Annotated in this window: 17 protein-coding genes; 14 read left to right on the forward strand and 3 right to left on the reverse strand. The window is 55.7% G+C overall.

What is annotated here, in order from left to right:
- Nucleotides 1–419: 419 nt before the first annotated feature.
- The 5 genes from gcvT to ACX9GU_RS04910 all read left to right on the forward strand — a co-directional run bounded on the left by gcvT (nt 420) and on the right by ACX9GU_RS04910 (nt 6,751).
- Nucleotides 420–1,517 (forward strand): glycine cleavage system aminomethyltransferase GcvT, encoded by a 1,098-nt coding sequence (gcvT, locus tag ACX9GU_RS04890; RefSeq protein ID WP_473194018.1) that lies wholly within the window; start codon nt 420–422, stop codon nt 1,515–1,517.
- Nucleotides 1,518–1,546: 29 nt separating this feature from the next.
- On the forward strand, nt 1,547–1,933 hold the full coding sequence (gene gcvH / locus ACX9GU_RS04895) for a glycine cleavage system protein GcvH (RefSeq protein ID WP_021806203.1): 387 nt from the start codon (nt 1,547–1,549) through the stop codon (nt 1,931–1,933).
- 85 nt (nt 1,934–2,018) lie between these two features.
- On the forward strand, nt 2,019–4,898 hold the full coding sequence (gcvP, locus tag ACX9GU_RS04900; RefSeq protein ID WP_473194019.1) for an aminomethyl-transferring glycine dehydrogenase: 2,880 nt from the start codon (nt 2,019–2,021) through the stop codon (nt 4,896–4,898).
- Nucleotides 4,899–5,019: 121 nt separating this feature from the next.
- The gene (locus ACX9GU_RS04905; RefSeq protein WP_473194020.1) at nt 5,020–5,985 is read left to right on the forward strand and encodes a quinone oxidoreductase family protein; all 966 of its coding nucleotides are present in this window, start codon (nt 5,020–5,022) and stop codon (nt 5,983–5,985) included.
- Nucleotides 5,986–6,004: 19 nt separating this feature from the next.
- Complete coding sequence (locus ACX9GU_RS04910; protein ID WP_473194021.1) at nt 6,005–6,751, forward strand: SDR family oxidoreductase; 747 nt, start codon at nt 6,005–6,007, stop codon at nt 6,749–6,751.
- Nucleotides 6,752–7,284: 533 nt separating this feature from the next.
- On the opposite strand, the gene ACX9GU_RS04915 is transcribed toward ACX9GU_RS04910, so the two are convergent.
- Nucleotides 7,285–7,893, reverse strand: a complete 609-nt coding sequence (locus tag ACX9GU_RS04915) for an HD domain-containing protein (RefSeq protein ID WP_094981477.1) — start codon at nt 7,891–7,893, stop codon at nt 7,285–7,287.
- A gap of 236 nt (nt 7,894–8,129) precedes the next feature.
- On the opposite strand from ACX9GU_RS04915, the gene trhA reads away from it, so the two are divergent.
- Nucleotides 8,130–8,804 (forward strand): PAQR family membrane homeostasis protein TrhA, encoded by a 675-nt coding sequence (gene trhA, locus ACX9GU_RS04920; RefSeq protein WP_473194022.1) that lies wholly within the window; start codon nt 8,130–8,132, stop codon nt 8,802–8,804.
- Between the two features lie 231 nt (nt 8,805–9,035).
- Nucleotides 9,036–9,533 carry a DUF2165 family protein gene (locus ACX9GU_RS04925; protein ID WP_021179803.1) on the forward strand — a complete coding sequence of 166 codons (498 nt, stop codon included), beginning with the start codon at nt 9,036–9,038 and terminating at the stop codon, nt 9,531–9,533.
- A gap of 39 nt (nt 9,534–9,572) precedes the next feature.
- Here ACX9GU_RS04925 and ygfZ read toward each other — a convergent pair whose 3' ends face one another.
- Nucleotides 9,573–10,565, reverse strand: a complete 993-nt coding sequence (ygfZ, locus tag ACX9GU_RS04930; protein WP_473195114.1) for a tRNA-modifying protein YgfZ — start codon at nt 10,563–10,565, stop codon at nt 9,573–9,575.
- A 300-nt stretch (nt 10,566–10,865) separates the two neighbouring features.
- On the opposite strand from ygfZ, the gene sdhE reads away from it, so the two are divergent.
- The 5 genes from sdhE (at nt 10,866) to creD (ending at nt 15,137) form a co-directional block, all read left to right on the forward strand.
- Nucleotides 10,866–11,132 carry an FAD assembly factor SdhE gene (gene sdhE, locus ACX9GU_RS04935; RefSeq protein ID WP_021179805.1) on the forward strand — a complete coding sequence of 89 codons (267 nt, stop codon included), beginning with the start codon at nt 10,866–10,868 and terminating at the stop codon, nt 11,130–11,132.
- The gene (locus ACX9GU_RS04940; RefSeq protein WP_094981478.1) at nt 11,113–11,535 is read left to right on the forward strand and encodes a protein YgfX; all 423 of its coding nucleotides are present in this window, start codon (nt 11,113–11,115) and stop codon (nt 11,533–11,535) included. The genes sdhE and ACX9GU_RS04940 overlap by 20 nt, the downstream gene beginning before the upstream one ends.
- On the forward strand, nt 11,535–12,230 hold the full coding sequence (gene creB / locus ACX9GU_RS04945; protein ID WP_065684481.1) for a two-component system response regulator CreB: 696 nt from the start codon (nt 11,535–11,537) through the stop codon (nt 12,228–12,230). The genes ACX9GU_RS04940 and creB overlap by 1 nt, the downstream gene beginning before the upstream one ends.
- Nucleotides 12,227–13,645 (forward strand): two-component system sensor histidine kinase CreC, encoded by a 1,419-nt coding sequence (gene creC / locus ACX9GU_RS04950; RefSeq protein ID WP_473194023.1) that lies wholly within the window; start codon nt 12,227–12,229, stop codon nt 13,643–13,645. The genes creB and creC overlap by 4 nt, the downstream gene beginning before the upstream one ends.
- A 103-nt stretch (nt 13,646–13,748) precedes the next feature.
- Nucleotides 13,749–15,137: a cell envelope integrity protein CreD gene (creD, locus tag ACX9GU_RS04955; RefSeq protein ID WP_473194024.1), complete on the forward strand. Its 1,389-nt coding sequence runs from the start codon at nt 13,749–13,751 to the stop codon at nt 15,135–15,137.
- 35 nt (nt 15,138–15,172) lie between these two features.
- Here the strand turns inward: creD and fldB are convergent, their stop codons facing one another.
- Complete coding sequence (gene fldB / locus ACX9GU_RS04960; RefSeq protein WP_473194025.1) at nt 15,173–15,691, reverse strand: flavodoxin FldB; 519 nt, start codon at nt 15,689–15,691, stop codon at nt 15,173–15,175.
- Between the two features lie 137 nt (nt 15,692–15,828).
- Here fldB and xerD point away from each other — a divergent pair, with 137 nt between their 5' ends.
- Both xerD and dsbC read left to right on the forward strand, forming a co-directional pair.
- Entirely contained in the window at nt 15,829–16,728 is a 900-nt protein-coding gene (gene xerD, locus ACX9GU_RS04965; protein ID WP_473194026.1) for a site-specific tyrosine recombinase XerD, read from the forward strand.
- A 27-nt stretch (nt 16,729–16,755) separates the two neighbouring features.
- Nucleotides 16,756–17,469, forward strand: coding sequence for a bifunctional protein-disulfide isomerase/oxidoreductase DsbC (gene dsbC / locus ACX9GU_RS04970; RefSeq protein WP_473194027.1), 714 nt, complete (start codon nt 16,756–16,758; stop codon nt 17,467–17,469).
- Nucleotides 17,470–17,474: the final 5 nt, after the last annotated feature.

Genomic DNA, 17,474 nt, shown 5'->3' on the forward strand with positions numbered 1-17,474 from the left:
CTCTTCGTTTGAGAAATTCTAATTTCAGGCAGAATTTCTCATTACTTTTTCTAATTCCATGGTCGGTTATCAAAAACCGAAATTCTCCATCCCAGCCTCTGTTTGTTATATAACTTCGGATTTTTGCCGCTTTAATTGTTAATTTTGTGCCTCAAAGCGCATTTTTCCAGTGAAAAACTCTGCAAACTAACGCGGCATTTTACCGACCCTGAACCCGGTCGAACCTATTTTAACTTATGGTTAATAGGGGCGTTCGGTGTTAACGTCAGGGCAAAGGTATCGTTTGCGTCGTTGATCATTGGCGAGGCAACTTGTGTTGAGCAGCCAGCGTGTTTCGCGCAATCAGGCCCGCGAGCTACACCCGCCTTATTGCGTAATAACACCCTGTCTTCGGCTACTTGAGTGGAAAGAGGGAAAAGATGGCAAAGCAAACCCCACTGTACGACCAGCACGTGGCGTGCGGTGCGCGCATGGTTGATTTTCATGGCTGGATGATGCCGCTGCACTATGGCTCCCAGATTGATGAACACCACGCCGTGCGTCAGGATGCCGGCATGTTCGATGTCTCCCATATGACCATCGTGGATCTGCGCGGTGCTCGTACCCGTGAATTCCTGCGTTACCTGCTGGCGAACGATGTCGCCAAACTCACTCAATCTGGTAAAGCGCTGTATACCGGCATGCTGAATGCCTCCGGCGGCGTGATCGACGATCTGATCGTCTATTTCTTTACCGAAGACTATTTCCGCCTGGTGGTGAACTCCGCCACCCGCGAAAAGGATCTGGCCTGGATCGAACAGCATGCGGCTCCGTACAACGTTGAGCTGACGGTGCGTGACGATCTGGCGCTGGTTGCGGTGCAAGGCCCACAGGCCAAAGAGCGCGCCGCCACCTTATTTACCCCAGAACAGAAGCAGGCAGTGGAAGGCATGAAGCCGTTCTTCGGCGTGCAGGCGGGGGATCTGTTTATTGCTACCACCGGCTATACCGGCGAAGCGGGCTATGAAATTGCCCTTCCGAAAGAGCAGGTGGTGGATTTCTGGCAGAAACTGCTGGCAGCCGGGGTGAAACCTGCAGGTCTGGGTGCCCGCGATACTCTGCGCCTGGAAGCCGGTATGAACCTCTACGGCCAGGAAATGGACGAAGGCGTTTCACCGTTAGCCGCCAATATGGGCTGGACCGTTGCCTGGGAACCGCAGGATCGCCAGTTTATCGGCCGTGAAGCGTTGGAACAGCAGCGCGAAAAAGGCACCGAACAACTGGTCGGCTTGATCATGACGGAAAAAGGCGTATTACGTAATGAGCTGCCGGTACATTTCACCGATGCGAACGGTCAACCCCAGGTTGGGGTGATCACCAGCGGTTCTTTCTCACCGACCCTGGGCTTCAGCATTGCGCTGGCAAGGGTTCCGGCCGGTATCGGTGAGCAGGCTATCGTACAGATCCGCAACCGTGAAATGCCAGTGAAAGTCTGTAAGCCAGGTTTTGTACGTGCCGGTAAGTCACTGATCAATTAGTTTTTATTCTTCGAAGGAGTAGCAGGCCAATGAGCAATGTGCCAACAGAATTGAAATACGCCACCTCCCATGAGTGGGTGCGTGACGCAGGCAACGGCGAATACGTTGTTGGTATCACCGAACACGCGCAGGAACTGCTGGGCGATATGGTGTTTGTCGATCTGCCGGAAGTCGGCACCACGGTTTCCGCGGGTGATGACTGTGCCGTCGCAGAGTCGGTCAAGGCCGCTTCCGATATTTACGCGCCAATCAGCGGTGAGATCATCGCGGTGAACGGCGAACTGGAAAGCTCCCCGGAGCTGGTCAACAGCGAGCCATACGGCGAAGGTTGGCTGTTCCGCATCAAGGCATCCGATGCGGCAGAACTGGACAAGCTGCTGGATGCAGGTGCTTACCAAGCCTCCATCGACGAATAATCACTATCACGCCCCACCACCCTGTGGGGCGTTTTGCAGTTCAGGCTATATCCCGTACCCCGCAAGCATTCAGGAATTTGTAGCAATGACTCAGACACTCAGCCAACTTGAACACAGCGAAGCGTTCATCGAGCGCCACATCGGCTCTTCCGCAGAGCAACAGCAGCAGATGCTGGAAGCCGTGGGCGCTCGCTCGCTCAGCGCGCTGATCCAACAGATTGTGCCAGCCGATATCCAACTGCCAGGGCCTCCGCCGGTAGGCGATGCGGCCACGGAACATCAGGCGCTGGCCGAACTGAAGGCGATTGCCTCACAGAATCAGCGCTACAAATCCTATATCGGTATGGGCTACAGCGCGGTGCTGACGCCGCCGGTGATCCTGCGCAACATGCTGGAAAACCCAGGCTGGTACACCGCTTATACCCCTTATCAGCCGGAAGTGTCGCAAGGCCGCCTTGAGGCGCTGCTCAACTTCCAGACGTTGACCCTCGATCTGACCGGGCTGGATCTGGCCTCTGCTTCCTTGCTGGATGAAGCTACCGCTGCCGCAGAAGCGATGGCGTTGGCCAAACGTGCCAGCAAACTGAAAGACGCCAACCGCTTCTTTGTGGCTGACGATGTGCACCCACAAACGCTGGACGTGGTGCGTACCCGTGCCGAAACCTTTGGCTTTGACGTGATCGTCGACAAACCGGCGAAGGTGCTGGAGGTGCAAGGCGTGTTTGGCGTACTGCTGCAACAGGTTGGCACCACCGGTGAACTGCACGATTACAGCGCCCTGTTGGCAGAGCTGAAAACGCGCAAAATCATCACCAGCATGGCTGCCGATATCATGGCGCTGGTGCTGCTGGCGGCACCGGGCAAGCAAGGGGCCGACGTGGTATTCGGTTCTGCGCAACGCTTCGGCGTACCAATGGGCTACGGTGGCCCACACGCCGCGTTCTTCGCCTGCCGTGACGAATTCAAACGCTCGATGCCGGGCCGTATTATCGGGGTATCACGCGATGCTGCCGGCAATACTGCGCTGCGCATGGCGATGCAAACCCGTGAGCAACATATCCGCCGCGAAAAGGCCAACTCGAATATCTGTACCTCGCAGGTGCTGCTGGCCAATATTGCCAGCCTGTATGCGGTGTACCATGGTCCACAAGGCCTGCAACGTATCGCCGGGCGCATCCATCGCCTGACCGATATCCTGGCCGCTGGCCTGCAACAAGCGGGTCTGACACTGCGCCATAAAACCTGGTTCGACACGTTGACCGTGGAAGTGAAAGACAAGGCGGCGGTGCTGGAACGCGCGCTGGGCTTTGGCATCAACCTGCGTACCGATATCCACGGGGCAGTCGGCATCACGCTGGATGAAGCCACTTCCCGTGAAGATGTGCAGACGCTGTTTGCCCTGTTGGTCGGCGATAACCACGGTTTGGATATCGATGCGCTGGATGCGGCTGTGAGCAAAAACAGCCAGTCGATCCCTGCGGCGATGCTGCGTAAAGATCCGATCCTCACGCATCCGGTGTTTAATCGCTATCACAGCGAAACCGAGATGATGCGTTATATGCACCGTCTGGAGCGTAAAGATCTGGCGTTGAACCAGGCGATGATCCCGCTGGGCTCCTGCACCATGAAGCTGAACGCCGCTGCGGAAATGATCCCGATCACCTGGCCTGAATTCTCTGAACTGCACCCGTTCTGCCCACCAGAGCAGGCAGCAGGTTATCAAGTGATGATTGGGCAGCTTTCCCAATGGTTGGTGCAACTGACCGGTTACGATGCGGTGTGCATGCAGCCTAACTCGGGCGCTCAGGGTGAATATGCCGGTTTGCTGGCGATCCGTCGCTACCATGAAAGCCGCAATGAGGCTGGGCGTAATATCTGCCTGATCCCAAGCTCGGCGCACGGTACCAACCCGGCTTCTGCCCAGATGGCGGGCATGGGCGTGGTGGTTGTGGCCTGTGACAAGAACGGCAATATCGATCTGCACGATCTGCGGGTGAAAGCCGAGCAGGCTGGGGAAGCCTTGTCTTGCATCATGGTGACCTACCCGTCAACCCATGGCGTGTATGAAGAAACCATCCGCGAAGTGTGCCAGATCGTGCATCAGTTTGGCGGCCAGGTTTACCTGGACGGTGCCAACATGAACGCGCAGGTGGGGATCACCACGCCGGGCTATATCGGCGCGGACGTATCGCACCTCAACCTGCATAAAACCTTCTGTATCCCTCACGGCGGTGGCGGCCCAGGCATGGGACCTATCGGCGTGAAGTCTCACCTGGCGCCGTTCGTTCCAGGCCACAGCGTAGTGCAGATTGATGGCGTGACCACCCAACAGGGCGCGGTTTCTGCCGCACCGTTCGGCAGCGCCTCTATCTTGCCGATCAGCTGGATGTATATCCGCATGATGGGCGCGGAAGGGCTGAAGCAGGCCAGCCAGGTGGCGATCCTTAATGCCAACTACATCGCAACCCGCCTGAAAGACGCTTATCCGGTGCTGTATACCGGCCGCGATCACCGCGTGGCGCACGAATGTATTCTGGATATTCGCCCGCTGAAAGAAGAGACAGGCATTAGCGAGATGGATATCGCCAAGCGTCTGATCGACTACGGCTTCCATGCGCCGACCATGTCGTTCCCGGTGGCAGGCACGCTGATGGTTGAACCTACAGAGTCGGAAAACAAAGTGGAACTGGATCGCTTTATCGATGCGATGCTGGCTATCCGCAGCGAGATTGACCGCGTACAGCTTGGCGAATGGCCACTGGAAGACAACCCATTGGTTAACGCACCGCACGTGCAGGCGGAATTGGTTAACGATTGGCAGCATGCTTACAGCCGCGAGCTGGCGGTATTCCCGATAGCTGGCGTGCGTGAGAATAAATACTGGCCGAGCGTGAAGCGCCTGGATGATGTCTACGGCGATCGTAATCTGTTCTGCTCTTGCGTACCGATGAGCGACTACGAATAACACCATCTGCCAAAATGATGATCGAGGGACACTGCATGATGCCGTGTCCCTTTTTTATTGCAGCACCGCAGCGATTGCGGTTCACTGAGTAACGGGTCACCCGAGCGAACAAGGAAACGGTATGAAAGCGGCAGTCGTTAATACGTTAGGTCAGGCACCACGGTTAGGCGTTTTTACTGCTCCACAGCCATTAGAGGGCGAAGTGGCTATCGAGGTGATGGTTGCCGGTATCAAACAGCTGGATCGCGCTATTGTGGCCGGGGTGCACTACTCCAGCCCGAAGGATCTGCCGTTTGTGCCTGGTACCGACGGTGTAGGCAGAACGCCTGATGGGCAGCGGGTGTATTTTGCTTCTTTTCGCCAACCTTACGGCGCACTGGCCGAACGTACCGTTGCTTCATGGACGGTTCCAGTGCCCGATGTGCTGGATGATGCGACCGCTGCGGCATTGATTAATCCGGCTCTGGCGGCGTGGTTGCCGCTGTTCTGGCGTGCCAATACTCAGCCAGGGGAAACCGTTTTGATAATCGGCGCAACAGGTACCTCAGGCAAGCTCGCAGTTGCGGCAGCACGTCAGGCCGGTGCCGGGCGAATTGTCGCTGCAGGAAGGCGGCAGAGCGTACTGGATGCGTTAGCAGTGGATGCTACGGTGGATCTGAGCCTTGAAGGGCTTGAACTACAGCAGGCCTTTGCCGCCGCTGCCGGGCCACAAGGCTATGACGTGGTGGTGGATTATATTTGGGGGCCAGCTACGGAGGCGCTGCTGGCGACCTTCAATAATCACGATCTCTCCTCCCATGCTGGCGGGCAGGGCATCCGCTTGGTGAACGTAGGTTCAATGGCGGGGCCAACAATTACTTTACCTGCGGCGGTGCTGCGCAGTACGCAGTTGCAGATCCTGGGTAGTGGAACGGGCAATTTCCCGCCGATCCCCCAATTAAAAACCATCGTGGCCGATATTCTGGCACTGGCAGCGGAAGGAAAAATCAGCGTCGATACCCAGGAACATGCCTTAACCGATATTGCCGAAGTGTGGGATCTCAACAAGAAAAGCGATACCCGCTCCGTTATCCGCATCCGCGACTAAGCGCAGTTAAGGAACAGAAATGACAAAAGTAGTGTTAGTGACCGGTGCCAGCCGGGGCATAGGCCGCGCAACGGCATTATTATTGGCCCAACAGGGCTATGCGGTGGGCGTCAATTATCTGCGCGATAGTGCTGCTGCTGAGCTAGTGGTGGCGCAGATCCGCCAACAGGGTGGCAAGGCGCTGGCACTGCAAGCAGATATTGCCGAAGAAGCAGAAGTGATGGCGATGTTTGCTGAATTGGAGGCCACGCTGGGGCCAATCGGCGCACTGGTCAATAACGCAGGCATTCTGTTCCAACAGGCGAGCATTGAGCAACTCACCGCCGAGCGGATCAATAAGGTGCTGACGACCAACGTTACCGGGTATTTTCTCTGCTGCCGCGAAGCGGTAAAGCGTATGGCGTTACGCCATGGTGGGCAGGGCGGATCGATCGTCAACGTGTCTTCCGCGGCTTCTCGTCTCGGGGCTCCGTGGGAATATATCGACTATGCGGCGTCAAAAGGGGCGGTGGATACGTTGACTACCGGTCTGGCGTTGGAAGTGGCGGCACAGGGGATACGCGTCAACTGTGTCAGGCCAGGTTGTATTTACACCGAGATGCATGCCAGCGGAGGAGAGCCGGGGCGGGTAGATCGGGTGAAGGCGGCGTTGCCAATGCAGCGGGGTGGTCAGCCAGAGGAAGTGGCGCAAGCTATTGCCTGGCTGCTTTCCGATGCGGCGTCCTACGTCACCGGCAGTTTTATCGAGGCCGCTGGCGGGCGTTAAGTACGGCAATCGCGGTGTTCCCTCACCCCAACCCTCTCCCACAGGGAGAGGGAGCTAGTACTGAGTCGTAATCAGGTATAGGTGTTAATCTTTAACGGGGCGATTTAGGGGACGAATACAGAAGCTAATATGTAGCACGTAAAGTCCCCTATCCCTGTGGGAAAGAGGGAGCTAGTACTGAGTCGTAATCAGGTATAGGTGTTAATCTTTAACGGGGCGATTTAGGGGACGAATACAGAAGCTAATATGTAGCACGTAAAGTCCCCTCTCCCTGTGGGAAAGAGGGAGCTAGTACTGAGTCGTAATCAGGTATAGGTGTTAATCTTTAACGGGGCGATTTAGGGGACGAATACAGAAGCTAATATGTAGCACGTAAAGTCCCCTCTCCCTGTGGGAAAGAGGGAGCTAGTACTGAGCCGTAATCAGGTATAGGTGTTAATCTTTAACGGGGCGATTTAGGGGACGAATACAGAAGCTGATATGTAGCACGTTAAGTCCCCTCTCCCTGTGGGAGAGGGTTAGGGTGAGGGGCATTACTTCAGCCAGCCTTTACGCTGCGCATCCTGCAAATGCTGCTCCAAATGTTGCCACAGCTCAGGATGGATATCGGCAATCATCGTATTACGGTCCAATACCTGTTGCAGGCTGATATCATTTTCTACCCAGCTCTGACCGCCGTTGTGCAGGTTCATCAGCATTGGCATGCAGCGATCCAGCACCAGCGCGAAGCGGGCATCGGCGCTTTCGCCAGCTTCATACTCCTGCCACAGCGCGGTGAAAACCCCACGTTGAGGTTCCGGCAATATCCCGAATAACCGTTTTGCCGCCGCCACTTCCTGATCGTGGATCGCCGCTCGTGCTGCCAGATCGTAAACCATGACGTCACCAGCATCGATCTCGACGATATCGTGCAGCAGGGCCATCTGGATCACGCGCTGAATATCCACCTCATCGCTGGCATAAGGGGCCAGACTCAAGGCCGCAATGGCAAAGTGCCAACTGTGCTCGGCCGAGTTTTCCTGACGCTGTGTGCCCATCACCTTGGTACGGCGTTGCACGCTTTTAAGTTTGTCGATTTCCATCAGAAACTGGATGGTTTGAGTCATGGAGCCAAAGTCTAACGCGGGTACAGCGGATGACATGGTACGAACCTCGAGGTGAATGATGGGATACCCGCCGTCTTCCAGCCGTAACTGAAATCCATAGGGTGCAAAGCATATCGATTGTAGCCCAGCGGGCTGAGGATTTCGATGTTAGCGTGGTGTTACAAGCGCTCACAGTTTTATTTTAGCGTACACGTGTACACTGGAATCGTTCTCAGTTAATCTCATTTGCAGTTAATTCGTACAATATGCGTTGTTTTGAGGGGTTGCGCTTTATGGGGAAAAAGGACGAAGTGAAAGTCGGGGTAGACCAGTTGCCTGCCACGGCTTATCCATGGGCAGAGGAAATTGCCAACAGCATCAGCCACGGTATCGGCTTGGTGTTTGGGATTGTCGGCCTGGTGCTGCTGTTGGTTCAGGCGGTAAACGACGGCGCTGGGGTAACGGCCATCACCAGCTATAGCCTGTATGGCGGCAGTATGATCCTGCTGTTCCTGGCTTCCACGCTGTACCATGCTATTCCACATCAGAGAGCCAAGCACTGGCTGAAAAAATTTGACCACTGCGCCATCTACCTGCTGATCGCCGGAACCTATACGCCGTTCCTGCTGGTGGGGCTGGACTCACCGTTGGCGCGAGGGCTGATGGTAGTGATCTGGGGGCTGGCGTTGTTCGGCGTGATTTTCAAACTGGCATTTGCGCACCGTTTCGAGGTGCTGTCGCTGGTGACCTATCTGACCATGGGCTGGCTATCGCTGATCGTGATCTATCAGTTGGCAATGCGCCTGGAAGTCGGAGGGGTAACTTTGCTGGCGGTAGGGGGCGTGGTGTATACGCTAGGGGTGATTTTCTATGCCTCGAAACGCTTCCGTTTTGGCCATGCGATCTGGCACGGTTTTGTGCTCGGCGGCAGTGTATGCCACTTCATGGCGATCTACCTTTACGTATAACCCGCCCATCTGTTGTCGATATATTGCCAAAGCGTTTCTTTTGGGTTAAAAAGAGGCGCTTGTTTCTTTCGGGTATCCAGCAAGCCTTAGCTTTATTTCTGAGCCCGCCAAACCCCTCGCTTTCAAGTCGCAGGGGGTTGGCTGCGCTTGCTGCTGGCTGACCTGCATCTTGAGATCTATGGGGTATTTGCACCTTCCGGTGCCTTTAATCATTACCCAGGACTCTTCACTATGATCGTTCGTTTATCCAAAGCCCTGCTGGTTTGTGCTATCGCGCTCTTTGCCTCACTGGTAGCCTTTGGCAATATCACCGATTACGACACCAACTTCGCTTTCGTACGCCATGTTTTTATGATGGATACGATCTTCCCTGATGCCACTATCACCTATCGTTCCATCCAGTCGCCATGGCTGCATCAGGTGGGATATATCGGCATTATTGCGTTGGAAACCCTCACCGCTATTTTGTGTTGGATTGGGGGGATCCGTCTGTTGTGCGGCCTGAAATTGCCTGCGGCCAGCTTTAACCGTGCCAAGACCTTTGCCATCGCAGGGTTGACGTTAGGCTTCCTCACCTGGCAGGTGGCCTTTATGTCGGTTGGTGGCGAGTGGTTTGGCATGTGGATGTCAAAACAGTGGAACGGGGTGCCCGATGCCTTCCGCTTCTTTGTCACTATTTTGCTGGTGCTGATTTATCTGGTGCCGCGTGATGGGGAATTGGACGAATAACTCGTCTGGCCGCAGGCGCGATGCCTGCGGCCAAACCACCTACTTTTCTTCCGCCAGTGAGTAAGGCAGAGGCTTGATGGCGAGCTGGCTGCTGGCATCATCGCGTACGCGCAGCACGCTGTCGGCTTCCAGATCGTTATTCATCACCACCTGCACCCACAGCGTTCCGTCAGCCAGCGAGATTGCCGCCAGCACGGTGCCGGTGCGGCGCCAGTTGTCACCCAGCTTCAACTCCAGATCGTCACCTGCCTGTGGAACCTGGCTACCTTTACCTTCCAGCCAATACAGGGCACGCTTGTTGGCTCCCCGGAACTTGGCGCGAGCCACCATTTCCTGCCCGGTGTAGCAGCCTTTGCTGAAGCTGATCCCGTCCAGTGCCTGTAGATTGGTCGCCTGAGGGATCAACTGCGCACTGTTTGCTGCATCAATCACCGGATAACCGGCCTCAATATCCAGTGCCAGCCATTGGCGGCTGTCGTTAAGCTCAGCCTGGCCTTCCAGCTTGGAAGCTAGCAGAGCAGCGGTTTCTGCCGTGGTAATCAGCAAAAAACGTTCTGCTGGCAGCGCAAAGTGCAGCAAGGTGGTATCGCCGTCTTGCACCACTTGATGTTCTGCATCCGGCAGGGAGCTAAACACCTTCGCCAATGCGGCCCGCGCCTCGAGGCCTGCGAGGCCCAGCAGCACCACATCGCTGTCTGCCGCGATGGTGATTTTGGAGAACACCGCGTATTTCTTTATTTCCGCCAGTTGGCTTTCCAGCACGCTGCGGCGCTCAAGATAGGCAAAGCCTTCACCGCGGTGGAATAAACGCAGGTTACTCCACATTTTGCCTTTGGCATCGCAATGGCCGCACAGCACGTGTTGATCGGCCGCCAGTTTGTCGATATCGGCCGTTACCTGGCCCTGAAGATATTTTACCGTGTCTGGCCCGCTCAACTGCACCATGGCCCAATCTTCCAGTGAGATCAGCGTCAGTGGCAGATGGGAAGAGGCGGAAGGTTGACGGGGTGGAAAAGGAATATTGAACGCCATAATCGGTTCCTGCTGCATGTTTAGCATACCTGTTGGGGTTGCTACCATGGTAAAAGAGGTGGCTGGCTTTGCAAACAGTTATTACCAGGCAGCGCTTTTTTTGACATTTTATGTTTTGTTGGGTGAACGCCCTTCCCGGCGAGTATGTCAAATTGTTACTCTAGGCGCTTACGGCCAACGAAACCCAATTGCACTCAAATCGTTGGCTGACGGAATTAAATTGCGCGCGCGTTGCCATACCAAGTGTCGGTTGCCCAAGAGCATGGCAAGCCATGCCGAAAAGAGGTTAGTCATAACAACATGGATATTAATAATAAAGCACGTATTCACTGGGCCTGCCGCCGCGGCATGCGCGAGTTGGATATCTCGATCATGCCGTTTTTCGAACATGAATACGATACGCTGAGTGATGCAGACAAGGCCGTATTCATCCGCTTGCTCGAATGTGACGACCCCGATTTGTTCAACTGGCTGATGAATCATGGCGCTCCGCAGGATCAAGATCTGCAGAGAATGGTGTCCCTGATCCAAATGCGAAATAAAGCCCGTGGCCCTGTGGCGATGTGATGTCCGCGTTTCCTGGCGTACCCAGTTAGTCTCGTTGCTGACTCACGGCCTGCTGATTTTACTGATCCTGATCGCCCCTTGGCCGGAAGGCTATGGCCCGATCTGGTTGGTGCTGTTGACGTTGGTGGTGTTTGAGTGCATTCGCAGCCAAAAGCGCATTGCATCCAGGCAGGGAGAACTGCGGTTGCTGGCTGAACGCCGGATTGAGTGGCATGGCCGAGAATGGCTGATGGTGAACAAGCCCTGGATGCCTGGGTTCGGTATTTTGCTGTCGCTTCAGCAGATCGACGGCAAGAAACGCCATCGGCTGTGGTTGGCTTCGGATTCCATGAGCAAAGCGGATTGGCGCCAACTGCGCCAACGGTTGTCGTTTGAACAATCCGCTACCGACGAGGACGTATAATGAAACCGCTGCTTTGGCTGGTAGAAGACGAGCCCAGCATTGCGGATACGCTGATTTATACCCTGGAGAGCGAAGGCTTTCAGGTGCGTTGGTTTGAACGTGGCGAGCCTGCTTTGCAGGCTCTGCAACAGGGCTTACCGGCGTTGGTGATCCTCGACGTCGGCCTGCCCGATATCAACGGTTTTGAGCTTTGCCGTCGGCTGCTGGCGCAGGCGGCGGATTTACCGATCCTGTTTCTTACCGCGCGCAGCGGCGAACTCGATCGCCTGATCGGGCTGGAAATCGGTGCCGATGACTATGTAGCCAAACCCTTCTCCCCGCGTGAGGTCAGCGCCCGCGTGCGTACGATCCTGCGGCGTTTACACAAGCAGCAGCGCTTGCAACAGCCTGCCCTTTATCATTTTGGTGCCTTTAGCCTGGATGAAGAGGGAGCCACGATCTGTTACCACCAACAGCCGCTGCCGCTGACCCGCTATGAATTCCTGTTGCTGAAAACCCTGTTGCAAGCGCCTGGCCGGGTGTTCTCCCGCCAGCAGTTGATGGATATCGTTTGGGCCCAGGCGGAAGAGAGCCTGGATCGTACCGTCGATACCCATATCAAAACGCTGCGTGCCAAACTGCGGGCGATCGATGCCGCAGAACCCCCGATCCATACCCATCGTGGCTTAGGTTATAGCGTGAGCCGCCAGCCATGAGGATTGGCCTGCGTCTGCTGTTGGGCTATTTCCTGATTGTGGCGGTGGCGGGCTATTTCGTGCTGAGCATTTTCGTGCAGGAGGTCAAACCTGGCGTACGGCGTGCCACCGAAGGCACGCTGGTGGATACCGCCAACCTGCTGGCACAGGTGGCGCGGCTGGATATGAGACATGGGGATGCGGCAAAAGGCCAGTTGGCACAGGCAATCGCCCAGCTAAATCAGCGGCCGATCGGGGCCAATATTGCCGGGATCCGCAAAGATCGTAACGAATATCGTGTCTATCTTACCGATGGACGCGGCAAGGTGATTTTCGATTCATCAGGCCAGGCGCTGGGGCAGGATTACTCCCGCTGGAACGATGTTTATCTGACATTACGTGGCCAATACGGTGCGCGCAGCACCCGGACGATTGCCGATGACGAGAGCAGTTCGGTGATGTACGTGGCCGCACCGGTGGTGGAGCAAGGGCAGATTATCGGCGTGTTGAGCGTCGGCAAACCCAACAGCACCATGGCACCGGTGATCCGCCGCAGCGAGCGGCGTATTTTGCTGGCGGGCGCTGTGCTGCTAGGGATTGCGCTAGCGATCGGGCTGGGCTTTGTCTGGTGGATTAACCGTTCGATTAACCGTCTGGTGCGTTATGCCGACGGAGTGGCGCACGGCGAGGCGGTGCCGTTGCCACGCATGGGCAGCGTTGAGCTGACCCAACTGGCGCAAGCGCTGGAAAGCATGCGCATGAAGCTGGAAGGTAAGGCCTACATTGAACAATATGTGCATACCCTGACTCATGAACTGAAAAGCCCACTGGCGGCGATCCGTGGCGCGGCGGAACTCCTGCAGGAATCACCGCCTCCCGCGACGGCGAAACGCTTTTTGACCAACATCGAACAGCAGAGCGCCCGCATTCAGCAATTGGTCGATAAGTTGCTGGTGCAGGCGCAGTTAGAAAGCCGGCCCGGTTTGGAACTGTCTGCGGTAGCGATGGTGCCGTTAGTCCGGCAGATTATCGCGGGTAAAGAAGCACAGGCGGCGCAGCGTGGTGTCACGATTGAATTGGGGGTGTTGGCAGAAGCATCGCTGACTGGAGATGCCTTTTTACTGGGGCAGGCGCTGAGTAATCTGTTGGATAATGCCCTGGATTTCACCCCTGCCGGTGGCTCGGTCAGTATCAATGGCGAGCGGTTGGAGCATCATTACCTGCTCACCCTTTGCGATACTGGCTGCGGCATACCCGACTATGCGCTGGATAAGGTATTTGAACGCTTCTATTCGCTGGCGCGGGAAGATAAACCCAAGAGCAGCGGCCTGGGCCTGAACTTCGTGCAGGAAGTGGCGCGCCTGCATCGTGGCACCATCCGCTTGCAAAACCTGCAACCCACAGGCGCGAAGGCCATCCTCACGTTACCACTCTGAATACAACTTATTGCCCGCACTTCACCTTCCCTTCACATAACCACATGCTGATTTCACTTGCCGACTTTATCGTAGCGACATTACCTACAAGGAGTCTGCCACGATGTTTAAATCGGTACTGTTTTGGAAAATAACCACCCTGCTGGGATTGATGATCCTGATGATGATCCCGGTGGGCATGCTCATGGATGTGATACAGGAACGCAGCGGCTATCGCCAGAGCGTGGTGGGGCAAGTGAGTGAAAGCACCAGCCGGGCGCAGCGCATTCTTGGGCCAGTGATCGTGATCCCGTACACCTTCCGGGAAGAGAAGAAGAACGAAAAAGGCGAAATCAAGATAGAGACCACTCGCTATCAACGCTTTGTTTTGCCCGAATCTTTGGTGGTCAATGGCAAGCCCAACGTTGAGATCCGCAAGCTGGGTATCTACCAGACTCAGGTGTATCAGGGGCCACTGGATTTCCAGGTGAAATTCGGCCAACCCGATCTGGAGGATTTGCAGCATAGCAACATTGCGATCGGCCAACCTTTCTTGATGCTGTCATTAAGCGATTCTCGCGGTATAAAGAGCATTTCAACCCTCAACGGCATTCAACAGCAGGCCAAGTTTGAGCCGGGTACTTTGGTCAGCGGGCTTTCTCAGGGGATCCATGCACCGCTAGTCCTAGCCTCGCTGCAGAAAGAAGGGCTGACGGCGGATTTCACACTGAACCTGGCAGGGACCAGCAGCTTGTCCCTGGTGCCGGTAGGGCGTAGTTCCGAGCTGCTATTACAAAGTAACTGGCCGCACCCGAACTTCCTCGGCAACTTCTTGCCGGATGAGCGCAAGGTGACCGATAGAGGCTTCTCTGCCCGCTGGCGCAGCACCTGGTTTGCCAACAATATCAATAGCTCATTCATGTATGATAACGGCATCATGGAAGAGGAAAAGCTGCCGACCTTCACTGCCAGCCTGATCGAACCGGTCGATCACTATCAACTGACCGAGCGGGCAGTGAAGTATGCGGTGCTGTTCCTGGGGCTGACGTTTATGGCGTTCTTCCTGTTCGAAACCCTGACCGGGCTGCGGGTGCACCCGATCCAGTATTTGCTGGTGGGGGCGGCGCTGGTACTGTTCTATCTGATCCTGCTGGCTTTCTCGGAACACCTGGGGTTCGATGTGGCGTACCTGCTGGCAAGCGTGGCCTGTAGTGGACTGATTGCCTTCTATCTCAGCGCCGTGCTGCGCGGGATGCGCCGTGGCATGCTGTTCGCCGCTAGTCTGCTCCTGCTGTATGGCATTCTGTATATGCTGTTGCAGTCGGAAGATAACGCACTGGTATTAGGTTCGGTGCTGCTGTTTGGGGTTCTGGCAGGCATTATGCTGCTGACGCGTAAACTGGACTGGTATCAGGTGGCCGACCCGGCTCGCTTGAAGGGTAATACTGCCGAGCCAGAAACTGCAGAGACGCCGGCCAGCAATGGCGAGAGCCGTTTCAGGTTGTGGAAATAAAGACGTTGTTGGGCGCGATATCGCGCCCAATTCCGTTACAGCAGCGGTTCCATCTCCAGCAGGATCTGTTCACACCACTGTTGCAGACGTTCTTCGCTCAGGTCGTATTGATTCACCTCATCCAGCGCCAGGCCAACAAAGTGTTTGCCGTCGGCGCTGAGCGGTTTGGGGCTGGTGAATTCAAACCCGTCGATCGGCCAGAAACCGATAAACTGCACGCCCTGCGGGGCAAGCTGGTCGTGCAACATCCCCAGCGCATCCAGGAACCATTCGCCATAACCCAACTGATCGCCCATTCCGTACATGGCGACGATCTTGCCTTGCAGATCCAGCTCGGTCAGCTGTGGCCAGATCGCTTCCCAATCCTCTTGCAGCTCACCAAAATCCCAGGTTGGAATACCCAGGATCAGGATGGAGTAGTCTTCCATCAGCTTGGGAGAAACGTCTTTCAGGTTGTGCAGGTCGACCAGGTCTTCACCTAGAATCTCACGGATTTTTTCTGCTGCCATCTCGGTGTAGCAGGTGCTGGAGCCGTAAAACAGACCAATCTTCATAGTTAAACCGTTTATAATGCCTTGTGTAGAATTGCAACGAGTATACCTTAAGGCATAATGCCTGTGGCATATACCCGTCGTCTTTCAAGCTGCAGCTTGAAATCCATAGGGTATAAATATAATGAAGAGAGGACCGCGTGCAACAGCAAGACAGTGCGCTGATTGAGCAATTCCTGGATGCGTTGTGGATCGAACGCAATCTGGCAGAGAATACGCTGGACTCTTATCGGCTCGATTTACAGGCGCTGGCCGGTTGGTTGGCGCTTAACAACCGCAGCCTGTTACAGGCCGAAGCGTTGGACTTACAGGCCTTTCTCGCCGAACGGGTGGAGGGAGGATACAAAGCCACCAGCTCAGCCCGGTTGTTAAGCGCGATGCGCCGCCTGTTCCAATATCTCAACCGTGAAAAAATGCGGGTGGATGACCCCACCGCGTTGCTGGCCTCGCCCAAATTACCGCAGCGGTTACCCAAGGATCTGAGCGAAGCGCAGGTAGAGGCCTTGCTACAGGCACCTTGCGTCGATCAACCGTTGGAGCTGCGTGACAAGGCTATGCTTGAAGTGTTGTATGCCACCGGGTTGCGCGTGTCGGAACTGGTGGGGTTGACCATCAGCGATGTCAGCCTGCGCCAGGGCGTGGTGCGGGTGATCGGTAAAGGCAACAAAGAGCGCCTGGTGCCGTTGGGTGAAGAAGCGGTGTACTGGATCGAAAATTATCTGGAACACGGCAGGCCCTGGATGCTGAACGGCCAGACGCTGGATGTGTTGTTCCCCAGCAACCGCAGCCAGCAAATGACTCGCCAGACGTTCTGGCATCGGATTAAACACTATGCGATCCTAGCGGGTATCGACAGCGAACGGCTGTCTCCGCATGTGCTGCGCCACGCTTTCGCCACCCACTTACTGAACCATGGGGCCGATCTTCGTGTCGTACAGATGTTATTGGGGCATAGCGACCTCTCAACCACACAAATTTATACTCATGTAGCCACTGAAAGATTGAAGCAGCTACATCAACAGCATCACCCGCGCGCCTGACGCGCAGGGATCGAAAGGATTGGAAGAATGAAAAAAGGTTTAATGCTGCTCTCCCTGCTGGTGGCTTCGGTTACCGGCGCGGCCCATGCTGACGATGCAGCCATTCAGAAAGCACTAGGTAGCCTGGGCATTAAGCAGGCAGACGTGCAACCCTCGCCGGTCGCCGGTTTGAAAACCGTATTGACCGAAGGCGGCACGCTGTATGTGACGGAAGATGGCAAGCACGTGTTGCAAGGGCCGCTGTTTGACGTCAGCGGCGGTGAGCCGGTCAACGTGACTAACCAACTGTTGATGACCCGTCTGGAAGCGCTGAAAGATCAGATGATCGTCTACCAAGCGCCGAAAGAGAAACACGTGATCACCGTGTTTACCGATATCACCTGTGGCTATTGCCACAAGCTGCACGAGCAGATGAAAGAGTACAACGATCTGGGGATCACCGTGCGCTATCTGGCGTTCCCGCGTCAGGGGCTGGAATCTCAGGCAGAGAAAGATATGCGTTCCATCTGGTGTACCGCAGACCGGGCTAAGGCCTTCGATGCCGCCATGAAGGGCGACGCGGTGTCTCCGGCAACCTGCAAAACCGATATCAGCCAGCATTATGCGCTGGGCGTTCAGTTTGGTATCAACGGCACTCCGGCTATCGTGCTGAAAAACGGCATGGTTGTCCCTGGCTACCAAGGGCCGAAAGAGATGGCCGCGATGTTGGATGCGCATGCAGCCTCCGCAGCCACGAAATAAGTCAC

The organism is Serratia sp. K1WW1 (assembly GCF_055790865.1).

Bases quoted from the DNA above. Each gene is read 5' to 3' on its own strand.
- gcvT (WP_473194018.1), top strand. From the start codon at position 420: ATGGCAAAGCAAACCCCACTGTACGACCAGCACGTGGCGTGCGGTGCG.
- gcvH (WP_021806203.1), top strand. From the start codon at position 1,547: ATGAGCAATGTGCCAACAGAATTGAAATACGCCACCTCCCATGAGTGG.
- gcvP (WP_473194019.1), top strand. From the start codon at position 2,019: ATGACTCAGACACTCAGCCAACTTGAACACAGCGAAGCGTTCATCGAG.
- ACX9GU_RS04905 (WP_473194020.1), top strand. From the start codon at position 5,020: ATGAAAGCGGCAGTCGTTAATACGTTAGGTCAGGCACCACGGTTAGGC.
- ACX9GU_RS04910 (WP_473194021.1), top strand. From the start codon at position 6,005: ATGACAAAAGTAGTGTTAGTGACCGGTGCCAGCCGGGGCATAGGCCGC.
- ACX9GU_RS04915 (WP_094981477.1), bottom strand. From the start codon at position 7,893: ATGTCATCCGCTGTACCCGCGTTAGACTTTGGCTCCATGACTCAAACC.
- trhA (WP_473194022.1), top strand. From the start codon at position 8,130: ATGGGGAAAAAGGACGAAGTGAAAGTCGGGGTAGACCAGTTGCCTGCC.
- ACX9GU_RS04925 (WP_021179803.1), top strand. From the start codon at position 9,036: ATGATCGTTCGTTTATCCAAAGCCCTGCTGGTTTGTGCTATCGCGCTC.
- ygfZ (WP_473195114.1), bottom strand. From the start codon at position 10,565: ATGGCGTTCAATATTCCTTTTCCACCCCGTCAACCTTCCGCCTCTTCC.
- sdhE (WP_021179805.1), top strand. From the start codon at position 10,866: ATGGATATTAATAATAAAGCACGTATTCACTGGGCCTGCCGCCGCGGC.
- creB (WP_065684481.1), top strand. From the start codon at position 11,535: ATGAAACCGCTGCTTTGGCTGGTAGAAGACGAGCCCAGCATTGCGGAT.
- creC (WP_473194023.1), top strand. From the start codon at position 12,227: ATGAGGATTGGCCTGCGTCTGCTGTTGGGCTATTTCCTGATTGTGGCG.
- creD (WP_473194024.1), top strand. From the start codon at position 13,749: ATGTTTAAATCGGTACTGTTTTGGAAAATAACCACCCTGCTGGGATTG.
- fldB (WP_473194025.1), bottom strand. From the start codon at position 15,691: ATGAAGATTGGTCTGTTTTACGGCTCCAGCACCTGCTACACCGAGATG.
- dsbC (WP_473194027.1), top strand. From the start codon at position 16,756: ATGAAAAAAGGTTTAATGCTGCTCTCCCTGCTGGTGGCTTCGGTTACC.